The organism is Janthinobacterium kumbetense, from assembly GCF_023703445.1.
Taxonomy (GTDB): Bacteria; Pseudomonadota; Gammaproteobacteria; order Burkholderiales; family Burkholderiaceae_D; genus Janthinobacterium; species Janthinobacterium kumbetense.
On the sequence record NZ_JAMQGR010000001.1, the window covers coordinates 366,375 to 390,303 of the forward strand.

Here is a 23,929-nt window from a genome sequence, read left to right on the forward strand (position 1 = left end):
GGCAGGGGAGGCCTGTCGAGATATAGCGGGATCGTATTTCTATCATCACAACATGCAATTGGATAATGATGCTGCGATGCGGCATCATTCACCTGTCTCCTCTATCTCCTCCAAGGAAATAGATTCAGCCCGCTTCCGTAGCGGGCTTTTTTTTTGCCCGTTTTCATCGGCTGATCGCTTACCATACCTTCACGTAATCCTACCCTCCAGAAGGAAACCAACGGATGATGCCTCTGTTACGCGCCGCGGGCATGCTCGCGCTGATGGCGCTTGGCGCCTGCTCGGCGGAAAAGCACCCGTTCGACCGCCATCTGGCCCAGTTGCGCCCGGTCGCGGTCGCAGCGTTGCCCGACATGGGGTGGCCGGCCGGCACGGCGCTGTGCCCGCTGGGTCTTTATCAGAGCGAGCTGAGCGAATCGGCGCCCCATGCAGGTCGCGTCAACGCCTTCCTGAAGCAAAAGCAATTTCTCGGGGATGAAGGCCATTGGTCGCTCATCGTCGTCAAGCCGTTGCCGGCGGGAGACGGCGGTATCGAGCAACTGTTTTTCAAGCGTGCAGACTATGACGTGCTCAATGATCCGCAAGTCATCGCGCGCGATGCGCAGACCGTGCCGGCAGGGTTTGCGCCGCAGACTTGCGTAAGCGTGGAGCAAGCCCGCGTGCTGGTGACGCGCGAACAACGATCGCATCGAAAACTCCTCATTTTCGGAACGTCCCAGGTCAGATATTAATGAAACATATTTCCATCATCACAACATGCAATTGGATTTATATGTTGCGATGCGGCATCATTGCACCTGTCTCCTCTACTTCCTCACAGGAATTAGATTCAGCCCGCTCCCGCAGCGGGCTTTTTTTTGCCCGTTTTACATGCACAAAGCTGCGCACGCTTGCTTGCCATCATCGCCATCGTGTTGCTTTTGTGCATGCTAAACTGGGCCTTCCCCAGACCAAGGTTGCCTGATGCTTCAATTATTTCGCCACACGCTGGAGTCCACGCCCATTCTCGCCCTGTTTCTCGTCATTGGCGCCGGTTATGCGCTGGGGCGCATCAGCGTGTTCGGCTTTTCTCTGGGCGTGGGCGGCGTGCTGTTCGCGGGGCTGGCGCTGGGCGCGTTTGCTCCCGGCTCCGTGCCGCCGCCGATGGTCGGCTCCATCGGCCTGCTGCTGTTCCTGTATGGCATAGGCGTGCAGTATGGCGTGCAGTTTTTCGCCGGCTTGCGCGGCGCGGGGCAGAAACATAACCTGATCGCCTTTGCCGCCGTCATGGGCGGCCTGGCCGTGTCCGTCTGGGGCGGGCAGTGGATCGATATCTCGCTGCGCATGGCCAGCGGCGTGTTTGCCGGCGCCATGACCAGCACGGCTGCCCTGCAGGCGGCGCTGGAAGCGTCGCACGGCAATGGCGACGCGGCCGTCGGCTATGCCGTCGCGTACCCGTTCGGCGTCGTCGGCCCCATGCTGGGCCTGTACTTGGCGGGGCGCATATTAAAACCCGTGCTGACGCCGCCGCCGGCGCCCATCGTCGTGTCCGAAATTACCATCGATGAAGCCAAATTAGCGGGTGCGGCCCTGTCCGAACTGGCCGATGGCCCCCTGGCGGGCGTGCAAGTGATCGGCGTGCGCCAGGGCCACCAGAACCGCTTGCCCGATCCGGGCCTCGTGCTTGGCGTCGGGGACGCGCTGATGGTGTCGGGCACGGTGGCGGGCGTGGAAGCGGCGCGCACGGCGCTGGGCCACCTGGACCCGGGCCGCCTGATGAAGGACCGCAGCGCGTTCGATGGCACGGAAGTGTTCGTGTCGGATGCGGAAATCGTCGGCGTGCCCCTGGGAGAATTGAACTTGGGCAAGGATTTTCCCCTGCAGATCGCCTTCATACGCCGCGGCGATGCGATGATCCTGCCCCATCCGTTCCTGACCCTGGAATTCGGCGACAGGGTGATGGCCATTGCACCGGCGAAACATGCAGCCGACGTGCGCAAGCTGTTCGGCAATTCCATCACGGCCACGGCCGAGTTCAGCTATGTCTCGCTGGGCATGGGCATGGTGCTGGGTGTGCTGCTGGGCCTGGTGCCTATCCCCTTGCCGTGGATAGGTTCGTTCAGCCTGGGCCTGGCGGGCGGTCCGCTGGTGATGGCGCTGATCCTGGGCCGCCTGGGCAGGGTCGGCAAGATCAGCTGGCGCTTGCCGCTGTCGGCCAACCTGGTCATGCGCAACTATGGCTTGACGATTTTCCTCGCCTCCGTCGGCATGGCGTCCGGCTTGCCCTTCGTGCAGCAGGTGGGCGCCGATGGCTTGCCCATGCTGGCGCTGGGGGCCGTGACGGTGCTGGTGGTGGTGGCATTGGTGGTGATCCTGGGCAAGGTCTTTCTGCGCCTGCCGTTTCCTGAATTGCTGGGTATCGCGGCAGGCGCCACGGGCAACCCGGCCGTGCTGGTGTTCGCCAACCGCCTGGCCAAGTCCGACCGCCCGAACCTGGGCTATGCGATGATCTTCCCCAGCATGACCATCGTCAAGATCGTGGCCCTGCAAGTGCTGCTGCATCTGTACGGGTGATGGCGGCCAGCGTCAATCGCTTGCAGGGCGAAGTTGCTTGTTGGCTTCAATAAAACGGATGCCAAAAGCCAGCAGCAAGGCAGCTGCGGCGCATCCTGCGGCAAGCCACAGGTTGGCTGAGAGGCCCAGCCTGTCCACTGCCTGGCCACCGGTCCACGCACCGAGCGCAATGCCGATATTGAAGACACCTACATACAGCGCGGCGACGATCTCCACGGCCCGGGGCGCCGCCTTCAGCATCAAGGTCATCAGGCCGACCGATACGCCGCCGTAGGCGAGTCCCCAGGCCAGCAATACCATGCCGCCGCCGATGCCGGAATCGCCGATCGCCAGGAACAGCAGCGGCGTGAGCAGCAGTCCGCCTGAGATGGCGATGATGGTTGTCGCCGTGCGCCGCGCTGCCACGACACCGGCCAGGAAGTTTCCAATGATGCCCGCGCAGCCATAGGCAAACAGCAGCGCGCCCAGCCATTGCGCACCAAACCCCGAAATCGACAGCAGTAGCGGGCGCACGAAGGTAAAGGCCATGAAATGGCTACTCACCAGCAACAGAGTCAGAAGCAGCCCCGCCTGCAACTGCCTGCTGCGCAGCTGTTTGCCGAATTGGCGCCAGGTCGCCGCACCGGCAGCGGGCAGTGCGGGAATGACCGCCAGATGCAGCGCCAGTACCAGGCTGCTGAACAGCGCCATGACGCCGAAGGCCCATCTCCATCCCGCAACGTCGCCGATTTGTGCGCCTAGCGGCACGCCCAGCACGGAAGCGGCCGCCACGCCACCGAAGATGATCGACGTTGCCAGGCCGGTCGAGCGGGCAGGAACCAGGCGGGAAGCGAGGCCGCCGGCGATGGCCCAGATGCCGCCCATGCAAAAACCGACGAGCACACGGGCAGCCAGCATCCACGCCATGTTTTGCGCCAGGGCCGAGGCAATGTTCGCGATCACCAATAGTGTCAGCAAACCACAGAGAATCTTGCGCCTGTCCAGGCTGCCCGATGCGACCACGACCAGCGGCGCGAACAAGGCCGCCAGCAATGCTGGCAGCGAGATCATCAGGCCGGCGGTTCCCGTGGAGGTGTCCAGCGTGTCTGCAATCGGCGTCAACAGGCCGACCGGGAGCATTTCCGTCGTCACGACCGAAAAGGTGGCCATGCCGACAGCGCCGACCGCCAGCCATGGGTGGCGGACAGCGGTTTCTGTGGCAGCGTGGGGAGACGTACTCATGGTTCATTTCCTTCATGTGATCATTTGATAAGCGGCGCACGCCCTGCTTGCAACGGAGGGGCATCAAAGTGATAATACATACAGCGCGTATGAATAGTATATATACATACGTAATGAATGTAAATAATCATACGCTGCGTATGCAAGGAGAGAGCAATGGTTCGTCGCACCCGTGTGGAAATGGAAGAAACCCGTGCATCGTTGCTGGCCACGGCCCGCAAAGTGTTTAGCGAGCGCGGCTATGCCGACACATCGATGGACGACCTGACCGCGCAGGCAGGGCTGACGCGTGGCGCCCTGTATCACCACTTCGGTGACAAGAAGGGCTTGCTGCTGGCCGTGGTGGAGCAGATCGATGCGGAAATGGATGGCCGCCTGCAAGCCATATCCGACAGCGCCGCAGACTCGTGGGAAGGCTTTCGCCAGCGCTGCCGTGCCTATCTGGAGATGGCCCTGGAGCCGGAAATTCAGCGCATCGTCTTGCGCGATGCCAGGGCGGTTTTAGGCGGCGCCTCACCGGATTCGCAGCGCCATTGCCTCGAATCGATGCAAGGGCTGATCCAGCAGCTGATTCAGCAAGGCATCGTGGTCGACGCTTGCCCAGAGGCATTGGCTTCGTTGATCTACGGCAGCCTGGCAGAAGCGGCGTTCTGGATCTCAGACGGTGACGAAGGCAATGCGCGCCTGATAAAAGCAATCGCGGCTTTGGAATTGCTGCTGCGGGGGATGTTGCTTCAAAGGTAATTGTGTACAGTGGCAATCTCGCCAGAAGCGGACACGTCTGGAGACGTGGATGACGATATTGAGCAGGGTTCGACTTATATGGACATGGAGGAAAAATATGCAAGTCAAGCGTATCGTTGCAAATTTCCCGGCGTCGGATCCGGGCCTGGCGCGGACGTTTTACGAGGACGTGCTGGGTCTGAGCCTGTTGATGGACCATGGCTGGATCATGACGTATGGTTCGCAAAGCGAGATGAGCGTGCAAGTGAGCTTCGCGACGCAAGGCGGCTCGAACACCGCTGTGCCCGACCTTTCCATAGAAGTCGATGACGTGGATGCCGCATTGGCACGCATGCGTGTGGCGGGGTTTCCCATTGAATATGGTCCTGTCGATGAACCTTGGGGTGTCAGGCGGTTTTTCGTGCGCGACCCTTTCGGCAAGCTCATTAATATCCTGTCGCACATATAGGCGAAGTGCCTGCGGCAGCAGGCAATCAATTCCGCCCGCTTCCCTTGCGCGCCAGCCTTTGTAAAACCCCTGGCGCCGCTCCCAATCTGTTGTACAATCCTTGAGAACGGTCGTGCTTTTTTGTGCGCTGAGCTTCCTTGCGTGCAGTCATCACGGCAACCGATAAGAACAAGGAGACAGACATGGACCTGCATTACACGGCCGGGGAGACGGCGTTCCGCGACACGGTGCGCGCCTTCCTCGACACCCATTTGCCGGCGGACTTGCAGCGCAAGGTGCGCCAGCATCTGCGCCTGAACCGCGACGATTACGTGCGCTGGCACAAGATTGTCGCAAAGCAAGGCTGGGCCGCGCCGGCCTGGCCCGTCGAACATGGCGGCACGGGCTGGACGGCCGTGCAGCGCCACATCTGGGAAGACGAGTGCGCGCGCGCCGCCACGCCGCCCATCCTGCCCTTCGGCGTCAACATGGTGGCGCCCGTCATCATGGCCTTCGCCAACGCTGAACAAAAAGCATACTATCTGCCGCGCATCCTCAACTGCGACGACTGGTGGTGCCAGGGCTACTCCGAGCCGGGCGCCGGGTCCGACCTCGCTTCCCTGAAAACCACGGCCCAGCGCGATGGAGACCATTACATCGTCAATGGCCAGAAAACCTGGACGACCCTGGGCCAGCACGCGGACATGATCTTTTGCCTGGTGCGCACGGATAGCACGGTGCGCAAGCAGGAAGGCATCAGTTTCCTGTTGATCGACATGAAAACGCCGGGCATCACCGTGCGTCCCATCATCATGCTCGATGAAGAACATGAAGTGAACGAAGTCTTCTTCGACAACGTGCGCGTGCCCGTCAGCAACCTGGTGGGCCAGGAAAACAAGGGCTGGACCTATGCCAAGTATCTGCTGGGGCACGAGCGCACAGGCATCGCCGCCGTGGGCCGCTCCAAGCGCGAATTGACTTTCCTCAAGCAGCTTGCCATGCAGCAAACCAAGCGCGGCGCGCCGCTGCTGCACGATCCCGCCTTCGCGGCCAAGGTCGCTAACCTGGAAATCGAACTGATGGCGCTGGAAATGACGGTCTTGCGCGTCATCAGCGATGAGGGCAAGGGGCCGGGACCGCAGGCGTCGATGCTGAAGGTGCGCGGTTCGGAACTGCAGCAGCAGCTGACGGAACTGATGGTGGAAGCCATCGGACCGCAAGCCTTGCCGTTCGATCCCGCTTTCCTCGATGGCGGCGCGCCGCACAGTGCTGGCGGCGACGACCTGGCAGCGCCCTTGGCCGCGTATTACTTCAATTACCGTAAGACATCGATCTATGGCGGCTCGAATGAAATCCAGAAAAACATCATCACGCAGATGATCCTGGGCCTGTAAGCCAGAAGGAGACGACATGGACTTCCATTTTAATCAGGAACAGCAGCAATTCGCCGACGCGCTCCGGCGCTGGGTCGACAAGGATTACTCGTTTGAAACGCGCAAGCAGATCGTCCACTCGGCCACGGGCGTCTCAAGCGCTGCCTGGGCCACCCTGGCCGAGCTGGGCATGACGGCCTTGCCGCTGCCGGCTGCGGCGGGCGGCTTCGACGGCACGGCCGTGGACATGCTGCTGGTAATGCAGGAACTGGGGCGCGGCCTCGTGGTCGAACCGTATTTCGCCACCATGCTGGGGGCGCGCTTCCTGACCCTGGCGGGCGGTCATGACGCCGTGCTGGAGCAGGTTGCCGGCGGCAGCCTGAAGCTCGCGTGCGCGCTGGGCGAACGCCAGTCGCGCCACGATTTACATGACATCGCCACCACGGCAACCGCCAGCGGCGACGGTTTCGTGCTGGACGGCGAGAAAACCGTCGTGCTGCACGGCGCGCAGGCGGATTCCCTGATCGTTTCCGCGCGCAGCGGCGGCGGCCAGGACGGCACGGATGGCATTTCGCTGTTCCTCGTGCCTGTGGATGCGCCGGGCGTAACCGTGCGCGACTGCCGCACCATCGACAGCCAGCGTGCCGCCACCGTCACCCTCGTGCAAGTGGTGCTGGGGCATGACGCGCTGATCGGTCAGGCGGGGCAGGGCTGGGCCGTGCTGGACGCGGCCGTCGATTACGGCGCGGCCCTGCTGTGCGCGGAAGCCGTGGGCGCCATGGACGCCATCTTCGCCGCCACGCTCGAGTATCTGAAAACGCGCCAGCAGTTCGGCGCGCCGATCGGCAAGTTCCAGGCCCTGCAGCACCGCATGGCCGACATGTTCATCCACCTGGAGCAGGCGCGCTCGATGGCCATGCTGGCCGCCGCCAAGGTCGACAGTGCCGACGCGGCCGAGCGGCGACGCACGGTCTCCGCCGCCAAGGCGAGGGTGGGCCTTGCCGCCACCTTTGTCGGCCAGCAAGCCGTGCAATTGCATGGCGGCATGGGCGTGACGGATGAATTGCCTGCCGCCCACCATTTCAAGCGCCTTTCCATGATCGCCCTGACCCTGGGCGACGTGGAGCACCATATCGAGCGCTTTATCGCCCAGCCGGGCTTTTTGCCGACGGAGACCGCATGACCGCATTGACCGGAATCAAACCCAAGCACTGGTATTTCGAAGATTTTACGCAAGGCCTGGAAATCGACCTGGGCCAGCGCCACGTGACGGAGCGGGAAATCATCGCCTTCGCCACGGATTTCGATCCGCAACCGTTCCACGTCGACCATGCGGCCGCCGAAAAAACCATCTTCAAGGGCGTCATCGCCAGCGGCTGGCACACGTGCGGCATGATGATGCGCCTGGTGGTGGATAACCTGCTCAAACACTCGTCCAGCATGGGCTCGCCCGGCCTGGACAGCATCCGCTGGCTCAAGCCCGTGCGCGCGGGCGATACCTTGCAGCTGACCTACCAGGTCAAGGAAGTGCGCCCATCCACGTCGAAACCGGACCGCGGCATCGTCATTTCCGTGTGGAGCGTGCGCAACCAGCACGGCGAAGTGGTGACGACGGTGGAGGGCATGGGCATGTTCGGCCGCCGCCCGGCGGAGCCAGCGGAGCAACACCATGCGTGATATCGCCGGCATCGCCGGTTTCCAGGCTCTGGCAGGACAGCACGTGGCCGTTTCCGACTGGCTGACCATCACCCAGCAGCGCATCGATACCTTTGCCGATGCGACGGACGACCATCAGTGGATCCACGTCGACGCGGAGCGCTGCGCGCGCGAGTCGCCGTACGGCTGCACCGTGGCGCACGGTTTCTTGACCTTGTCCCTGTTGCCCGCCATGCTGCAGGGGGCCTTGCACATGGCCGGCATCCGCATGGCCATCAACTATGGGCTCAACAAGGTGCGCTTCCCCGCGCCCGTACCCGTGAACAGCCGCCTGCGCGCGCGCCTCGACATCCTCTCCGTCGACGACTTGCCGGAAGGGGCGCAAGTCAACTGGGCCGTCACCATGGAGCGGGAAGGCGACACGAAACCTGTGTGCGTGGCGGAGTTTTTGATGCGGTGTTATCCCTGAGCAGCAAGTTGAACCCGCTTCGCTGGCCGGCAGGCAGTCGTGCGCTTCTGCGCGTGCGCCGGGTGTACGCTGGTGGCGCGCCGGCGTTTTCCGGCGAAGGAGGCGATGATGTCCAACAAGGCAAACAGTGGAAATAGCGGCGCCGGCAAGGGCGCCACGGGCAGCGGCAAGGCGGCCGCCGGGGGCAGCGGCGCTACGGGCAGAGGTCCTGGCCCGGGCAATGCGGGCGGCTGGCCCAGCACGACGGGACGGCCATCGGGGGGCAATCGTTCCAATGCCGCGCCGGCAAGGAGCCGCTAGCCTGCCCGCTCACTCCTCTTCCGACGCGCAATACCTGTCCCGCCCCGTATGCTTGGCGCGGTACAGCAGGGCGTCGGCGGCGCGGATCAGGGTGCTGGGGGCCATGCCTTCCGTGGGCATGACGCTGGCCATGCCCAGGCTGACGGTGACGTGCGGGCCGACGCTCGATTTGGCGTGGGGAATGTCCAGCGCGCGCACTTCGTCGAGGATGCGCTGGGCCACCACTTCGGCGCCGTCGCGCGTTTCCTGCGGCAGCAGGATGATGAATTCCTCGCCGCCATAGCGCGCCAGCAGGTCGGGCGGGCGCACGGCGCAGCGGCGCAGGGCGGCGCTTACTTGCTGCAGGCACAGGTCGCCCGCCTGATGGCCGTACGTATCGTTGTAATCCTTGAAATGGTCGATATCGGCCATGATGATGGCCATCGGCACGCCGTCGCGCGCGCAGCGCCGCCATTCGCTGTCCATCGTGTCGTTGAAGCTGCGCCGGTTGGCCACGCCCGTGAGCGAATCCGTCAGCGACAGTTCGCGCATGGCGTCCGCCTGCCGCTTGATGGTCAGCTGGCTGCGCACGCGGGCGCGCACGACGGCCGCGTTGAACGGTTTCGTGATGAAATCGACGGCGCCCGCTTCCAGCGCCCGCGTCTCGTCCTCGGGCTGGTTCAGGGCCGTGACGAAGATGACGGGAATGGCGCTCAGCAGGGCCGATTCGCGCAGCGCGCTGCACACGGCGTAGCCATCCATGCCGGGCATGACGGCGTCGAGCAGGATCAGGTCCGGCAGTTGATTGTGCGCAATTTCCAGCGCCTTCACACCGCTCAGGGCGAACAGCACGTCGTGCTCCTCGCGCAGCAGCTGGTGCAGGATCTGGATGTTTTCCATGGCGTCATCGACGATGAGGATGCGCCCGTTCATGGCAAGGTTGGTCCAGCTCACTTGTTTTCCTCTCGTTTCAGCTGATCGAGCACGAGTTTTTCCGCCTCGGCAAAATTCAGCGTTTCAATCGCATGTGCCATCGCCAGCGCCGCTTCCCGGTCTGACTGTTGCAGGGCGGGGTGCAGCGCGTGAAATTGCGCCAGCGCTTTCAGGTTGTTGTTGCGGATCAAGACCAGCAATTCGGCCAGGCCGGCGTGCAGGTCGACGGGCCCGCTGCCGGGCGCGGCCGCCGCCGGCTGGCCGCGCCGCAAGGGCGAAGGCAGGGTGCGCGCCGCTTCGATGACTTCGGCCATCGCCTGTTCCAGGCGGCCCAGCAAGGCGGCCGTGGCGTGCGATTGCCCCGTTTTCAGCGTTTTCTCCGTCTCGGCGGCCAGGCTGGCGATCTGCGTGGCGCCCAGGTTGGCCGCCACGCCGCACACGCGGTGCAGCAGCTGCGCCGCCTGCTGCGCCTGGCCGGCGGCCAGCAGGCGCCGCGTTTCCTCGACGGCGTCGCCTTGCGAATTCTCAAAGCGCTTGAGCAGGGCCAGGAAGGCGCCATAGTCGCCGCCGAAGCGGTGCAGGGCCGCCGCCAGGTCGATGCCGGGCACCGTGGCGGGCAAGTCCAGCGTCCGCGCGACGGCATCGGCTGCCGGCACGGCGCTGTCGCCACCCAAGGGCGCCGGCACCAGCCGGGTCAGCGTCTGTATCATCTCGTCAACGTCGATGGGCTTGGCCACATGCGCATTCATGCCGCTGGCGATGGCGCGCAGGCGGTCTTCGTCCATGGCATTGGCCGTCATGGCGATGATGGGCAAGTCCGGCAAGCCCAGGGCGCGGATGGCCAGGGTGGCGTCGTAGCCGTTCATGACGGGCATCTGCAAATCCATCAGCAGCACGTCCCAGGCGTCCGGCGTGCTGGTGAGCAAGTCGACGGCCAGCCGGCCGTTGGCGGCCACGGTCACGCGCGCGCCCGAATGCAGCAGGATGTATTGCGCCACTTCCTGGTTGATTTCATTGTCTTCCACCAGCAGCACGCGCATGCCGGTGAGCAAACCCGACAAGGGCGTGGACACGGGCAGCGCCGAAGGCGTGCTGCGGCCTTCGCGCACGGCCGTCACGGCCGCCAGCAGGCGCGCCGGGGTGGCCGGCTTTGAAACGATGCCTGCCAGCATCAGGCTGTCGGCCAGGCGTTCGAGGTTTTCGCTATCCTGGTCGGCCACCAGCATGATCACGGGCGGCAGTACCAGGCGTTCGTCGGCGCGCGCCTCGGTGAGCATGGAAATGCCATCCATGCCGGGCATGGCCGCGTCGAGCAGCACCAGGTCCGCCGGCGTCCCGCCGCTGGCGTGGGCGCGCAGCAGGGCCAGGCCGGCCGCGCCGCTGTCGGCGCTGCGGCTGTGCCAGCCCTGCGCCGCGCACCACTCTTCCAGCATGGCGCGCACGCTGGCATTGTCGTCGATGATCAGCAGCGACTGGACCCTGGGCGCGCTCTTGCCGGGCGGTTCGGGCGGCGGCGCCACCTTGTCGAAGCGGCAGCCGAAGCGGAAGTCGGAGCCCTTGCCCAGCGTGCTTTTGACGCTGAGGGTGCCGCCCATCAATTCCACCATGCGCCGGCAGATGGCCAGCCCCAGTCCCGTGCCCCCATATTTGCGGCTGGTGCCGCTGTCGCCCTGGGAAAACGCATCGAAGATGCGTTCCTGCTCGGCCGCGCCGATGCCGATGCCCGTGTCGCGCACGGAAAACTCGAGGGTGGCGCTGTCCGCATCCTCGGCCACCTTGTCGATCGACAACACCACTTCGCCATGCGAGGTGAACTTGACGGCGTTGCCCATCAGGTTGATGAGGATTTGCTCCACGCGCAGGGCGTCGCCGATCAGTTCGTCCGGCACGCCGGGGGCGAGCACGAACACGGGCTCCACGCCGCGCGCCCAGGCGCTGCTGGCCAGCAACACGCCCACGCTGCCCAACATGCGTTCGAGCTGGAAGCGGCGCTGTTCCAGCACCATCTGTCCCGCCTCGATCTTGGAAAAATCGAGCACGTCATTGACGATATTGAGCAGCGACTGCGTCGCCATCTGGATCTTGCCGACATAGCTGCGCTCGCGCCGTTCCAGCGGCGACTCTTCCAGCAGGCGCGCCAGGCCGATGATGGCATTCATCGGCGTGCGGATCTCATGGCTCATGTTGGCGACGAACTCGCTTTTCGCGACGCTGGCGGCCTCGGCCTTGTCACGCGCGCGCACCATCTGCTCGTTGAGTTCATGCAGGCGCAATTCCGTGCGCTTGAGCTCGGAAACGTCCGAGGCCAGCACGAAGAAGCCGCGCACGCCGCCGCCGTCGTCGAAATCGGGGATGTAATTGGTCCACGTGTGGCACACCTGGCCGCCGGGATCGAGCAGGTCGCGCTCGAAGCTTTGCGGCCGGCCCGCCAGCACGCCCTCGACGTGGGGCGCATACACGTCGAACAGTTCCTGCCCCAGCAATTCGCTCATGTGGATGCCGGCCAGTTCGGCGCTGCTGCGGCCAAACCATTCGTTATAGAATTTATTTGCAAATCGGCAACGCAAATCGGCGCCCCAGTACGACACCATGCCGGGCAGGTTGTCGGTGACGGTGCGGATGAAGCGTTCGTTCTGTTCCAGGCGCCACGTGGTGGCGTGCAGCACCTCGGTGGCGCGCTTGCGTTCCGTGATGTCGATCGATACCCCCAGCACATGGCTGGCGCGCCCCGCATCGTCGCGCAAGACCACCTTGCGCGTGGTGAAGTGGCGCGTGGTGCCGTCGGCCGTATTGATCGCTTCCTGTTCGATTTCCACCATCTGCCCCGTGGCCAGCAGCTTGCGGTCGGCGCTGACGAAGGCGGACGCCTGCTGCGGCGGGAAGAAATCGTGGTCCGTCTTGCCCAGCAACTGTTCGCGCGAGCGTCCCAGGGTGAGTTCCGCGTGGCGGTTGACCATTTCAAAGCTCAGCTTGTCGGCGCGCTTGACGAAGACCATGGCCGGGATGTTTTCGATGATGGTGCCAAACAAGTGTTTCGAGCGGCGAAATTCCGCTTCGCTGCGCTTGCGCTCGCTAATGTCCAGCCACAGGCCCGATACGCCCAGCAACTGCTGTTCCGGGCCGAAGATCGGGTGGTACGAGACGATCCAGTGACTCAGTTGCTCGCGCTGCCGGCCGCTGTGGCCATTCAATTCGATGTCGACGATGGGCTGTCCCGTCCCGAGCACCTGGCGCACGCAGCGTTCCACCTCCGCCCGCACGGCGTCGTCGAACAGCATGGCGCCCAGGGGACGGCCCAGGTGCTGCGCCACGCTGGCCCCGTTGATGGCGGCCAGGTAGTGGTTGATCATGACAATGCGCAAGTCCAGGTCCACGAACAGCATGCCGATCGGCGCCGTCGCGTACACGGTTTCCAGCAGCCGCGTGGATTTTTCCAGGGCCAGCGTGCGTTCGGCCACCAGGCTTTCGAGCTGCGTGCGGTGACGCCGCAGGTCGCGTTCCAGCGCGCCCAGGGCGCTGGCCATGTCGGCCGATTCGCGGTCCGCGTGCCGGTTCGAGAGCAGGGGTTTGCCTTGCGCCAGCGCATGGATCTGCTGCGTCAGTTCCTGCAGGGTGCTGGCCAGGCGTCCGCCCACGCGCCAGGCCAGGGCGAAGCCGGCGCCCAGCAGCAGCGCCAGGATGAGGGAACCCGTGACTACCGAGCGCAGCAGGGCTTGCGCCACCGTGCTGGTGCGCATGGTGACGGCCACCGTCCAGGCGGCGTCCGGGGCGCGGCGAAAGCCCGTATAGACGTCGATGCCTTCCAGCGTGGCATGGCGCAGCACGCCTTCGCGCGCCTGGCGTATCTGTTCCAGCAGGGGCGCCACCGTGCGCTGCCCCACATAGCGCTGCGGCGCCAGCGTGCGCGCCACGTTGATGCCGTCGGCATTGATGATGGCCGCGCCCAGGTAGGCTGGCAGGTGCAGCTCGCGCAGCAGCACGGCCAGGTAGTCGGGCGGGTACAGGGCCGTCAGCACGTAGGCGCTACCCTGGCTGCGCGGCAAGGGCAGGTTCAGGGCCAGCTGCGGCAGGCTGTCGGGCGCCTTGGTCAGGCTGGTCAGCCGCGGCTTGCCGGAGTCGCGCGTGCGCTCCATGCTGGCGGCCCATTTTTGCGGCAGGGGAGGCGGCGCCTGGCTGGCGGGCAGGGTCGTATTGATCAGCTGGCGGCCCTTGGCGTCGGAGACGATGAAGGCGCTGACGGCCAGGCCAGGCTGCAGCAGGCCGGCGGCCAGGGCCCGCAGGGCGCCGATGTCGTCCGCTTGCAGGGCGGGCGAGCCGGCCAGGATGCGCGCGGCCATCTGGGCGCCGTTCAAGTCGCGTTCGACGGCGGCTGCCACTGCGCGCGCCGCCTGCGCCGTTTCGCTGACAACATGGTCGCGTTCGCGCGTGTAACTTTGCGCCACGAGCAGGAGAAACACGAGCGCCGTCGGAATGACCCAGGCGAGCACCAGCCATGAAATTCTTGAGCGTATCGAAGGCAAATCTTGCACCCGGAAAGCTCCCAGAATGGATGAGTCGACAGGCAGGCTCACGCTGGCGCTGGCTGACCTTGAATGAAAAGATGCTAGACGAAATTGATTCTTCTGACAAGCCTAGTTTCTGGAATGGAAAAAAGGTTGCGCAAGGCATACAGAGGAGGGGGAAACGCCCATCCCGCCGTGGCGGCGGGATGGCAAGGCGGCTTTACGGTACCACGGTCAGCACGTCGACATCGATTTCCGGGCTTTCCATGAAATCTTTCTCCACTTCGCCGCGGATTTCCACTTGGGTCTTGGCGTCGATCTTGCGGTTCATGAAGACCTTGTCGTCGATGTCCACGCGGATTTCCGCCGTGCCGTCGGAGAACGTGTATTTCTCCTTGCCCACTTTGCGCAGCAAATGGCCGCGCAGCACGACGGCCTGGTCGTCGACGGGGTTTTTCAGGATGGCGGCCACGCTGCTGGGCGCGGCCGGGCCGGCCGTCGGGCCCACGTATTGGGCGTGCGCGCTGCCGGCCAGCAAGGCGCAGGCGGCCAGGGAGACGATGAGTTTGCGGTGCAGTGGCATGGTATTCCTTTGATAGTGACTGACGGCTCAGAAGAAGACGGCGGTGCGGGGGATGATAGCACCGGCATTGCCATAGGGCATGTTCGCCCGGACGCTGCCCGTGCTGGCCACGCCATCGTCGAGTTTGCTGTCGATCTGTTCCGCGTAGCTTTCGGGCAAGTTGTCGAAACGGATGCCGTTGCCGGCGCGGCCGGCCACTTCGTCGTTGTACAGGTAGACGGCGCCGCCCTGGGCGCTGGTCATGAATTGCGAGGTGCCGTTGAACGAGCCGGTGATGAAGCCGCCCAGGGCCAGGTGCTGCGGCGCCAGGGTGAATTCGCGCGGCTGGCCGTCGCCGATCTGGCCGTCGCCATTGCCGTTGCCGGCCGAATTGGGCACGTGCAGGGTGCCCTGCAGGTCGTCGCCGGGCAGGGCGCGGAACTTGTCCTGGTAGGCGTTGACGGCGGCCGTCAGCGCATTCGATTGCTGGATGATGTTTTTCACCTTGGCGCTATCGATCAAGCCTTGTCCCTTGAGCACGCCACCGAGCAGCAAGCCGATGATGACCAGGACGATGGCGATTTCTACGAGCGTAAAGCCGTGCTGGCGGCGTGGGGGCATGGGATTTCCTTGGAAAAAAGTGCGACAACTTGGATTGGCAGTTTACTGCATTTGGTGCCGGGCGCGCAGGGAAGGGTCATGGCGTGGCCTTTGCTTTCTTTTTGGCAAGTTCGTCGAGCCGGCGCGCGAGGAAGGCCAGTTCGTGCGGATCGCTGATCTGGCCGCTGGCGAGCAGGCCGCCGATCACCAGGCGGGCGCTGTCGAGCTGGTCCATGTCTTCCAGGATGAACGCTTCCATCTCGCGCACCCAGGATGGCACTTGCGGCCCCGTCGCCAGCCGCCGCAGTTCACGCGCATACGACAGGGCCAGCGGCAGGTCGCGCAACTGGTGCTTCGCCACCAGCGCCGCCTGCGCCATGGCGGGCCAGCGGCGCTGCGGGTCGGCCGCGAAGCTGGCGGCGACAAAGGCCAGCATGCGCCGCACGCGCTGCGGGTCGGCCACGCCCGCGTACACTTCGCTGGCGGCCACCAGCGCATACTGGCTGCGCGGATCGAGCGTTTGCGCCGTTTCCAGCCAGCCGGCCAGGCGGTCATAGTCGAGCTGGCGCCACGGCAGGCTGACGCCGGCCTGGTCTTCGAACGACTGCAGGTACAGCAGCATGGCTTTCGACATGGCCAGCGGCTCGCCCAGGCTGGCCAGGCGCGCCACGCCCGCCGGCGGCGCGGCGGGCAGGGCCCGCGCCTGCGCCGGCGCTTGCTGCTGCGCCAGGCGCCAGCCCAGCTGCAGCAGCAGGCATGCCGCCAGCAGCCAGCACAGGGGGCGCGGCACGCTGCTCCAGGGGCGCTGGGCGGCGGCCATCAGATGTTCCTGCGGTAAAAGTCGCACAGCGCGCAACTGGCCAGCAAGGCCACGTAGATGCCGGTTTGCGCCGCCACATTGGCCAGGGCTGGCCAGTCGCCGGTGGCGTACAGCAGCCATTCCGTGCGCGCAAAGGCGTCCAGGCGGGGCAGCAGCAGGGCCAGCACGTCGATGGCGCCGGCCGTGGCCCGCTGCGCCAGCGAGTCGCCCGCCTGCGGGCCGTGCGCCAGCAGTTGCAGGCTGTCCAGCATGCGCGCCAGCACGTAGAAACCGCTGGTGGCGGCCAGCGCCGGCAGGGCTTGCTGCAGGCTGGCCGCGCACAGCAGGCTGAAGGCGGCGACGATCCACAATTCCCCCAGCAGCGACAGCGCCCACAGCGCGCTTTGCGCGGGTGCGGCGAACAGGGTCATCAACAGGCCGAACAGCACGGCGGGCACGGCCGCCAGCGCCCCGTAGCCCAGCAGCTTGCCCAGCAGGTAGGCGGCGCGCGGCATGGGCAGCGCCAGCAGCAGTTCCAGGCCCCGGTCGGCCGCTTCGCGCGCCATGCTGGTGATGATGAAGGTGGCCAGCAGGAAGACGCCGGCCAGGCGCAAGGCGGCCGCCAGCAGCGCCGCCTGCACGGCGCCGCTTTCCGTCAGCGCCAGTTGCTGCAGGAAGCCGGCCAGGGCGGCGGCGCCGCAGGCGGCCAGCAGGAACAGCCACGGCAGGCGGCTGCGCAGCGCTTCGAGCAAGGTGTAGCGGGCGATGGTGGCGGCGGGCGAGAGCATGGGCATCAGCGGGGCAGCCTTTGCGCGGCCACCATGCGGTTGAACAGGATGTTCGGCGACAGCCAGGCGACGATATCGTCGAACTCGCCGCCGGGCTGCTGCGGGCCGCTGGCGGCGCGGCTGATGACGGTGGTAGCGTTCGTAGCATTGTTGCGCTCGTCGACATTGTTGCCGAAAGGCATAGCCTGGCGTTGGCCCTGCACGCCCGTGGCGCCGAAACCGTTCTTGCCGTGCGACATGATCATGGCGGGGATGTCGTTCAAGGCCGTCGCCTGCAGCAGTGCGCCGCCATTGCGCGTGACGATGCTGATGTCGCGCGGCGTCGACAGGCTGAAAAGCTGGCCGCTGTCGCTGAAGGCCGGCGTCACGCTGTAGCGGAACAGATTGTTCCAGCTGTCGCCCTGACGCAGCCCCAGGGTGGCCCACGGCAGGAAGCCGGCGCGCTTTTCGCCCGTGCAGCGGGTGCCGCGCCGGTCTTCCAGGCCGCTCATGGGGGAGATGGCGGGACAGGGAAGGTAACCGTAGCGCAGCGCGTAGCCCGTCAGCGCTTCCTTCGCTTCATTCAGCGCCTGTTGCGTCTCGGCCACCTTGCGCTGTTCCAGTTGCACCGTCAAGGGCGTGACCAGGCCGCCTATCATCAGGCCCACGATGACGAGCACGATGGCGATCTCGATCAGGGAAAAGCCGCCCTGGCGGCGCGAAGGATGCGGGCGGGGGCTCATGGCAGGTTGCGCGCGGCGCGCATGCGTTGGTACAGGGTGGGCAAGGTAATCCAGGTGAGCATGTCGTCGAAGGCGCCGCCGGGCAGCGCGGCATTGTCGGTGGCGGGGCGGGCGATGAAACTGCGGCTGGCGCGGTCGTTGGCGGCTTCGTCGAGATTGCCGCGTGCCGTATTGATCTGCGTCACGCCGCTGGCGGCCGTGCCGTAGTGATTCTTGCCTTGCGAGAACAGCACGACGGGCAGGCATTCGACGCTGACGTCGCACAGTGCCTGGCCCGCGACGTAGGCGAATTCGCCGCGCGCGTCGCGCTCGAGCACGACCCGGTTGGCGACGGCGGAAAACGAGACGATGGGTGCGCGCGCCATTTCCGGCGTGACGCTGTAGCGCAGCAGCTTGCCCCAGGCGTCGCTGCCCGCCACGCCCAGCGCCACCCATGGCAGGAAGCCGCTGCAGGCGGCATCGTCGGCGCAATCGGCGGCCCGTTCGCGTCCGTCGAGGGCGGAGGCGGCCGGACGGGGCAGGCGGCCATTGACCGCCGCAAAGCCCAGCAAGGCTTCGCGCGCCTGCGCCAGGGTGTCCAGCGTGCGCTGCTGGCGTTCGGCCTCGCCTGTCTTGCGGCCAAAGGCGCTGATCAGCAGGCTGGCCGCGCCCAGGCCCAGCACGGCCACCAGCAGCAACAGGGCGGCGCCGCGCTGGCGACGAGCTTGCCAACGAGCTTGCCGATGAGGTTGACAATGAGCTTGCCGTGGCGTCATGGCGGCGTCTCCTGCGCCTCGGTGACCGTGCCGCTGGCCGGGTCGTAGCGCTGGCCAGGTTTCAGCAGCACCGCCTGGCCATTCGACAGGCGCAGGGTCAGGGTGCCGGGCTTGTCGCGGGCAAGGCGGTTGTGCGGCTCGTTTTGCGCTTCCTGGTTCAGCCAGACGGTGGAGCGGCCGCTGCTGCGCTGCACCACGCCATTCAATTCCACGGGCGGCGCGGGCGGCGGCGGTGGCGGTGGCGCGGGGGCAGCCAGGGCGGGATCGGGTGGCGGCGGCCCGTAGCGCTGCGCGTCGAGCTGGGCGCGCTGCTGGGGCGACAGGAACAAACGTCCCAGCGGCTGTGCCTGCGCCGTGAGTGCGGCGCCGGCCAGCAGCGCGCACAGGATGCGGGCGGACCTCATGGCCGCCCCGGCACGGGCACGCTGTTGACGGTCAGCCACAGCAGTTCGCATTCGGCGCCCAGGGTCGGCACCGCCTCGCCGCCGGCCGCGCCGTGGCGCTTGAGCGTGCAATCCTGCACTGCGAAATAGCCGGCCTGGCGCAAATCGTCAAACAGGTTTAGCAAGTCCATCTCGTGCAGCAAATCCATCTGCAGGCGCATGCGGCTGCCGCGCAGGTGATATTGCCCCATCACCATGGGCAATGGCACGGGCAGCGCTTGCTGCGGGCTGATGTCATAGCTGATCGGCAGCAATTTGCGCTGTTCCTGGCTGCGGCGGATGGCGTCGATCCAGGCCAGGCGGTTTTCTTCGCCGATCAGGCCGCGCTGGCGCAGGGCCAAAAATTGCGGTTCGTAGGCGCGGATTTCCTGCTTTTCCGCTTCCGCGTGGTTGAACAGGGTGGCCGCCGCCGCGCGCGTGTGCTGGGCCAGGTACAGCTGTTGCGCTTCGCGCATGCGATAGGCGGCGGTTAGGCTCAGCAGCAGCAGGCTGGCCAGCAAGGTCAGCGCAAAGCACAGCAGGGCGGCGCGCACCAGGTGCAGTTCGCCAAGCCAGGCGGGCAGGGTGCGCATGGGCGTGCCTGCCCGCTGCATGCCGGGCAGGGGCGGCTGCTTCACGGGGCCGCTCATGGCTGCCACTCCAGCAAGAGGGTAAAGCGGGCCTGGCTGTCCTGCGCCGGCGCGGCGCTCTTGCCGGACAGGGCCGCGCTGGGACGCAGGTCGAGCGGCGTTTCCTCGATCGTCACCTGCATGCGCGGCTGGCGCGCCAGCGTTTGCGCGAAGGCCGTGATGGCGGCCAGGGCGGCGCGGTAGTCATTGTTCGGCATGGCCACGTCCGCTTCCAGGCGCAGCGCCTGCGGCGGCGCGACAGGGATGCCGGCCAGGGCGCTGCGGGGCGGCGCAGTCTGCGGCGGCGGCGGCTGGCCGGCGGCCGCGCGCGCGGGCGCCTGGCCCGCGTGCCAGTGCAGCTGGCCCAGCGCGACCTGCGGCGCCTGGTCCAGCGCGGCGCTCAGCATGCCCAGCAGGCGACCCGGCTCCGGCGCCTGGCTGGCGATCATCTGGCCCAGAGTGACGGCCACTTTCATGTTCTGCGTCTTGGCCGGCGCCGGCGGCTGGGTCGACATGACGCTGCGGTAGCGTTCCTGGTAGGACGCCGTTTCCTGCGCCAGCCGCTGCGTGCTGGCCCCGTCGGCGATGCCGCCAAGCAAATTGATCACGCACCACAGGGCGGCCGACGCACCGATCAGGGCGCTGGCGCCGTACAGCGTCTTGCGCGCGCGCTGGAAGTGGTAATAGCGGGCCAGCGCGCCGGGCGGATAGTGGCTGGACGGCGGATGCTTGCCCAGCAAGGTCAGCAGCAATTCGTCGGCCAGCGCCGGCGTCTGGCGCAAGCCCACCCGTTCGCCGGCCAGCTGCAGGTCGATGAAGTGGTAAGCCACTTCGACGCCGTTGTCGCACAGCAGTTCGAGCTTGGCGATCTGCGCGGCCGGCGCCAGGATGACGGTATTCAGGACGTCGCCGCGCGCCAGCATGCGCGTGCTGGTGAGAAATTGCCGTGTCTTTTCCGTTTCCAGCGCGATATTCACGGCCACGCCGTCGAGCGCGATGGTCGCCGTCTGGCGCGAAAAGCGCAGCTGGCCCTTTTCATAGTAACTTTGCCGCAAGCCGCCCGATTGCTGCGTCACCAGCAGCAAGTGTTCGTGCGCGATCGACAGCTTTTTGACCAGCGCGATACTGAGCAGGCTGGTCGAATAGATGCCGGCCACGGGCACGCGCAAGTGTTCGAGCGCCTCCGTCCACGGTTGCAGCAGGGTGGGATTGGTGAGGGCGAAAAACAGTACCTGGTCGTCGTGGCGTCCCGTGCTTTCGCGCCCCAGCAGGGTGCTGCCCCGGTAGGGCGTGTCGCGGTGTAACTGCTGCTTGCGCCGCTCCAGCAGGGCGCGGCCCGCCTTGCCGCGCACGTGGGGCACGAGCTGATGCTGGAAATCTTCCTCGATCAAGTCCGTCAGCAGGTAGGCGGGCTCGTCGAGCCTGCGCTCCTGCGGGTCTTCCAGCCACGCGGCGAAGCCGTCCAGCCCGGCCGCGCTGGCGGGGAAGGCCTGGCCGGGGCCCAGCACGCCGTGGTTCCAGTCGTAGGCGCACAGGGCGTCGCTGGTGAGGTAGAGTAATTGTTTGCGGAACACGGCGGCCTCAGGTTTTGATGGTGCTGATGGTGTCGTAGATCGGCCCCAGCACCGACAGCATGATCCAGCCCAGCAGCAAGCCCAGGATGACCGTCATGGCCGGTTCGATCATGGCTTGCACTTTCTCAATCAACTCCTTCACTTCGCGGTTGTAAAAGTAACTGACATTGCGCAATGCCGTGTCCAGCGAACCCGTGGACTCGCCCACCTTCAGCATGCGGATCACCAGCGGCGGGAAGATGCCCGTGTGCTGGAAGGCGGCGGTGACGCCGTAACCTTCGCTGATCAGCTGCGCGGCGCGGCGCAGGCCGGCCGCCACCACCTGGTTGCCGGCGATGCCTTCGGACAGGCGGATGCATTCGAGGATGGTGATGCCGGAAGCATACATCAGGGCAAAAAACGTGGCGAAGCGGGCCAGGATGATCTTGTGCAGCACGGGACCGACCAGCCACAGCCGAAGTTTCAAGCCATCCCAGGCGTAGCGGGCCGCCCCGCTGCGGCGGATGAGCGCGCGCAGCCCGAAAAACAGCAGCACGGGCAGGGCCAGCAGCAGATACCAGTAATCGATGAAGACATTCGACACGGCAATGAGCACGCGCGTGTGCAGCGGCAGCTCGCCGCCCATGTTGCGGATGAACGCCGTCAGCTGCGGTACCAGGTAGATCATCAGGAAAAACGTCACGGCCGCCACGACGATGGCGACGACGACGGGGTACATGACGATCTTGCGCGTCTGCGAAGCCAGCTCATCTTGCCATTTCAGGCTTTCCGACAGGTTCTTGAAGACGTCGGCGATCCGGCCGCTCTGTTCTCCCGCCAGTATCAGGCTGGTGAACGTGGCGTCGAAGATGTCGCCATGCTGGGCCAGCGCGCCCGAGAGGGGCAGGCCGCCCTCGATGCTTTCGATCAGATCCGTGACGACTTCGCGCAGGCGCGGGTGGTCCGTGCTTTCGCGCAAGTCGTTCAAGCCTTCCAGGATGGGCACGCCCGCGCCCGTCAATTGCTCCATGTGGAAACAGAAATTGATCAGGTCGCGGCGGTGGATGATGCGCTTGCCCAGCAGCACCAGGTACTGGCCCGTGATCTTGCAGTCGATCAAGTCGAGCTGCATGCGGTGCAGGCGCGCTTCCAGGTCCGGCACGTTGGCCGCCTCCATGCTGCCGGGAATCAGGGCGCCGGCCGCATCCATTGCGCGGTAGACATATTGCGCCATCAGGCCAGCCTTTCCGTCAGGTCGACCACGCGGCCCACTTCTTCCAAGGTGGTGACGCCTTCCAGCACGCGGCGCATGCCGTCGTCGACGATGCCCTTGAAGCCGGCCGCGCGCGCCGCGGCCTTGAGCTCGCGCAAACTGGCGCGGCGCGCCGTCAATTCATCGAGTTCGGCCGTCATCTTGAGGATTTCCATGATGGCCAGGCGGCCCTTGTAGCCCTGGTGCGCGCAGCGTTCGCAACCGGCGGCGCGGCAGATGCTGACGGCGGGCGCCTCGGACGCAAGGCCCAGCAGGCGGCGCTCGATGGCATCGGCGATGACGGTTTCCTTGCAGTGCGGACACAAACGGCGCACCAGGCGCTGCGCCACGATGCCGATGATGTTGCCGGCCATGATGTCGGGCAAGATGCCGATGTCGAGCAGGCGCGCCACGGAACCGATGGCCGAGCTCGTATGCAGGGTGGAATACACCTGGTGGCCCGTCATGGCGGCGGCAAATGCCATTTCCGCCGTTTCGCGGTCGCGGATCTCGCCCACGAGGATGATGTCGGGGTCTTGCCGCATCATCGAGCGGATGCCGTCGGCAAAGCCCAGCTTGACGGATTCGTTGACGGAGGTCTGGCGTATCATGTTCATCGGATACTCGACCGGGTCCTCCAGGGTCATGATGTTGACGCTTTCCGTATTGATATGGTTGAGTATCGAATACAGGGTGGTGGTCTTGCCGCTGCCCGTCGGGCCCGTTACGAGGATCACGCCGTCGGGGCGCGCGATCATGAGTTTCAACAAGTTCAATTCCGCCTCGGCCAGGCCCAGCGCGTCCAGCGGCACGATGCCCTTTTGCCGGTCCAGCACGCGCAGCACGACGTTTTCGCCATGCGTGGTGGGCTGCGCCGACGCGCGGAAGTCGATTTGCCGCCCGGAAAACTTGATGCTGATGCGCCCATCCTGCGGTGCGCGCGCCTCGGCGATATTCATGTTCGACATCACCTTCAGGCGCACGGCCATGGCCGGCCAGTACGATTTGTGCAGGCTGCGGATTTGCCGCAGGATGCCGTCGATGCGGTAGCGGATGCGCAGGAACGACTGTTCCGGCTCGAAATGGATGTCCGAGGCGCCGTTCTGCACGGCATCGGCCAGCAGCGCATCGATCAGGCGCACCATGGGCTGGCTGTATTCGTCCGACGGCGAGGCCATGCTTTGATAGCTGACTTCGCCCGTCTCGATTTCGTGCAGGATGCCGTCGATCGACAGCTCGAAGCCATAATACTGGTCGATGGCGCGCGAAATGTCCGATTCGTTGACGAGCACGGTGGAAATCGTGATGCCCTTGACCAGCATGGCGCTGATTTGATCGAGCGCAACGATGTTGCTCGTGTCGGCCATGGCCAGGATCAGGTTATCCGCCTGCCGCTCGTAGACGATGGGAAAGACGCGGTAGCGCTTGGCCACGTCCTTCGGTATCAGCTTTAATGCGATGGCGTCGACCACCAGGCTGGACAGGTCCGCGCTGACCTGTTTCAGGTTTTCGCTGAGCGCCTCGCGCACGGTGGCTTCCGTGACAAAACCCAGGGTGATCAGCAGCTTGCCCAGCGGTTCGCTGCTGCGCCGCTGTTCGATCAGGGCGATGCGCAGCTGGTCTTCGCTGATCACGCCTTTCTGGATCAGCAGCTTGCCGAGGGGAAGTTTTGCCTGTTCTGCCATGTGAT

General features: G+C 65.5%; 23 protein-coding genes. 9 read left to right on the plus strand and 14 right to left on the minus strand.

Annotation, left to right across the window (positions count from 1 at the left end; all coding sequences use genetic code 11):
- The first annotated feature begins 224 nt into the window (after window positions 1–224).
- A complete protein-coding gene (locus tag NCG91_RS01550) occupies window positions 225–731 on the plus strand; it encodes a hypothetical protein (RefSeq protein ID WP_251348285.1) in 507 nt (168 codons plus the stop codon).
- Window positions 732–963: 232 nt separating this feature from the next.
- Entirely contained in the window at window positions 964–2,553 is a 1,590-nt protein-coding gene (locus NCG91_RS01555) for an aspartate:alanine exchanger family transporter (RefSeq protein WP_251348286.1), read from the plus strand.
- Between the two features lie 12 nt (window positions 2,554–2,565).
- On the opposite strand, the gene NCG91_RS01560 is transcribed toward NCG91_RS01555, so the two are convergent.
- The gene (locus NCG91_RS01560) at window positions 2,566–3,774 is read right to left on the minus strand and encodes an MFS transporter (RefSeq protein WP_251348287.1); all 1,209 of its coding nucleotides are present in this window, start codon (window positions 3,772–3,774) and stop codon (window positions 2,566–2,568) included.
- Between the two features lie 156 nt (window positions 3,775–3,930).
- Here NCG91_RS01560 and NCG91_RS01565 point away from each other — a divergent pair, with 156 nt between their 5' ends.
- The 7 genes from NCG91_RS01565 to NCG91_RS01595 all read left to right on the plus strand — a co-directional run bounded on the left by NCG91_RS01565 (window position 3,931) and on the right by NCG91_RS01595 (window position 8,743).
- Complete coding sequence (locus tag NCG91_RS01565; RefSeq protein WP_251348288.1) at window positions 3,931–4,518, plus strand: TetR/AcrR family transcriptional regulator; 588 nt, start codon at window positions 3,931–3,933, stop codon at window positions 4,516–4,518.
- A 97-nt stretch (window positions 4,519–4,615) separates the two neighbouring features.
- Window positions 4,616–4,966, plus strand: coding sequence for a VOC family protein (locus NCG91_RS01570; protein ID WP_099667498.1), 351 nt, complete (start codon window positions 4,616–4,618; stop codon window positions 4,964–4,966).
- 182 nt (window positions 4,967–5,148) lie between these two features.
- Window positions 5,149–6,339 carry an acyl-CoA dehydrogenase family protein gene (locus NCG91_RS01575; protein ID WP_251348289.1) on the plus strand — a complete coding sequence of 397 codons (1,191 nt, stop codon included), beginning with the start codon at window positions 5,149–5,151 and terminating at the stop codon, window positions 6,337–6,339.
- A 16-nt stretch (window positions 6,340–6,355) separates the two neighbouring features.
- Window positions 6,356–7,501, plus strand: a complete 1,146-nt coding sequence (locus NCG91_RS01580) for an acyl-CoA dehydrogenase family protein (protein ID WP_251348290.1) — start codon at window positions 6,356–6,358, stop codon at window positions 7,499–7,501.
- A complete protein-coding gene (locus NCG91_RS01585; RefSeq protein WP_099667501.1) occupies window positions 7,498–7,995 on the plus strand; it encodes a MaoC family dehydratase in 498 nt (165 codons plus the stop codon). Before NCG91_RS01580 ends, NCG91_RS01585 begins: the two co-directional genes overlap by 4 nt.
- Window positions 7,988–8,443, plus strand: coding sequence for a MaoC family dehydratase (locus NCG91_RS01590; protein WP_251348291.1), 456 nt, complete (start codon window positions 7,988–7,990; stop codon window positions 8,441–8,443). The genes NCG91_RS01585 and NCG91_RS01590 overlap by 8 nt, the downstream gene beginning before the upstream one ends.
- A 108-nt stretch (window positions 8,444–8,551) precedes the next feature.
- Window positions 8,552–8,743 carry a hypothetical protein gene (locus NCG91_RS01595; RefSeq protein ID WP_251348292.1) on the plus strand — a complete coding sequence of 64 codons (192 nt, stop codon included), beginning with the start codon at window positions 8,552–8,554 and terminating at the stop codon, window positions 8,741–8,743.
- Between the two features lie 9 nt (window positions 8,744–8,752).
- Here NCG91_RS01595 and NCG91_RS01600 read toward each other — a convergent pair whose 3' ends face one another.
- The 13 genes from NCG91_RS01600 to NCG91_RS01660 form a co-directional block, all read right to left on the minus strand.
- Entirely contained in the window at window positions 8,753–9,676 is a 924-nt protein-coding gene (locus NCG91_RS01600) for a diguanylate cyclase domain-containing protein (protein ID WP_251348293.1), read from the minus strand.
- Window positions 9,673–14,142 carry a PAS domain-containing protein gene (locus NCG91_RS01605; RefSeq protein WP_251348294.1) on the minus strand — a complete coding sequence of 1,490 codons (4,470 nt, stop codon included), beginning with the start codon at window positions 14,140–14,142 and terminating at the stop codon, window positions 9,673–9,675. The genes NCG91_RS01600 and NCG91_RS01605 overlap by 4 nt, the downstream gene beginning before the upstream one ends.
- 235 nt (window positions 14,143–14,377) lie before the next feature.
- The gene (locus NCG91_RS01610; RefSeq protein ID WP_099667507.1) at window positions 14,378–14,740 is read right to left on the minus strand and encodes a YgiW/YdeI family stress tolerance OB fold protein; all 363 of its coding nucleotides are present in this window, start codon (window positions 14,738–14,740) and stop codon (window positions 14,378–14,380) included.
- Between the two features lie 27 nt (window positions 14,741–14,767).
- On the minus strand, window positions 14,768–15,340 hold the full coding sequence (locus NCG91_RS01615; RefSeq protein ID WP_251348295.1) for a prepilin-type N-terminal cleavage/methylation domain-containing protein: 573 nt from the start codon (window positions 15,338–15,340) through the stop codon (window positions 14,768–14,770).
- Window positions 15,341–15,416: 76 nt separating this feature from the next.
- A complete protein-coding gene (locus NCG91_RS01620) occupies window positions 15,417–16,139 on the minus strand; it encodes a hypothetical protein (protein WP_251348296.1) in 723 nt (240 codons plus the stop codon).
- On the minus strand, window positions 16,139–16,912 hold the full coding sequence (locus NCG91_RS01625; RefSeq protein ID WP_251348297.1) for an ABC transporter permease subunit: 774 nt from the start codon (window positions 16,910–16,912) through the stop codon (window positions 16,139–16,141). The genes NCG91_RS01620 and NCG91_RS01625 overlap by 1 nt, the downstream gene beginning before the upstream one ends.
- Window positions 16,912–17,628 carry a type II secretion system protein gene (locus tag NCG91_RS01630; protein WP_251348298.1) on the minus strand — a complete coding sequence of 239 codons (717 nt, stop codon included), beginning with the start codon at window positions 17,626–17,628 and terminating at the stop codon, window positions 16,912–16,914. Before NCG91_RS01630 ends, NCG91_RS01625 begins: the two co-directional genes overlap by 1 nt.
- The gene (locus NCG91_RS01635) at window positions 17,625–18,383 is read right to left on the minus strand and encodes a hypothetical protein (RefSeq protein ID WP_251348299.1); all 759 of its coding nucleotides are present in this window, start codon (window positions 18,381–18,383) and stop codon (window positions 17,625–17,627) included. The genes NCG91_RS01630 and NCG91_RS01635 overlap by 4 nt, the downstream gene beginning before the upstream one ends.
- A complete protein-coding gene (locus NCG91_RS01640; RefSeq protein WP_251348300.1) occupies window positions 18,380–18,787 on the minus strand; it encodes a hypothetical protein in 408 nt (135 codons plus the stop codon). Before NCG91_RS01640 ends, NCG91_RS01635 begins: the two co-directional genes overlap by 4 nt.
- A complete protein-coding gene (locus NCG91_RS01645; RefSeq protein ID WP_251348301.1) occupies window positions 18,784–19,455 on the minus strand; it encodes a hypothetical protein in 672 nt (223 codons plus the stop codon). Before NCG91_RS01645 ends, NCG91_RS01640 begins: the two co-directional genes overlap by 4 nt.
- Window positions 19,452–21,008 carry a hypothetical protein gene (locus tag NCG91_RS01650; protein WP_251348302.1) on the minus strand — a complete coding sequence of 519 codons (1,557 nt, stop codon included), beginning with the start codon at window positions 21,006–21,008 and terminating at the stop codon, window positions 19,452–19,454. Before NCG91_RS01650 ends, NCG91_RS01645 begins: the two co-directional genes overlap by 4 nt.
- A gap of 7 nt (window positions 21,009–21,015) precedes the next feature.
- The gene (locus NCG91_RS01655) at window positions 21,016–22,221 is read right to left on the minus strand and encodes a type II secretion system F family protein (protein WP_251348303.1); all 1,206 of its coding nucleotides are present in this window, start codon (window positions 22,219–22,221) and stop codon (window positions 21,016–21,018) included.
- Window positions 22,221–23,924 (minus strand): GspE/PulE family protein, encoded by a 1,704-nt coding sequence (locus NCG91_RS01660; RefSeq protein ID WP_251348304.1) that lies wholly within the window; start codon window positions 23,922–23,924, stop codon window positions 22,221–22,223. The genes NCG91_RS01655 and NCG91_RS01660 overlap by 1 nt, the downstream gene beginning before the upstream one ends.
- Window positions 23,925–23,929 lie beyond the last annotated feature (5 nt).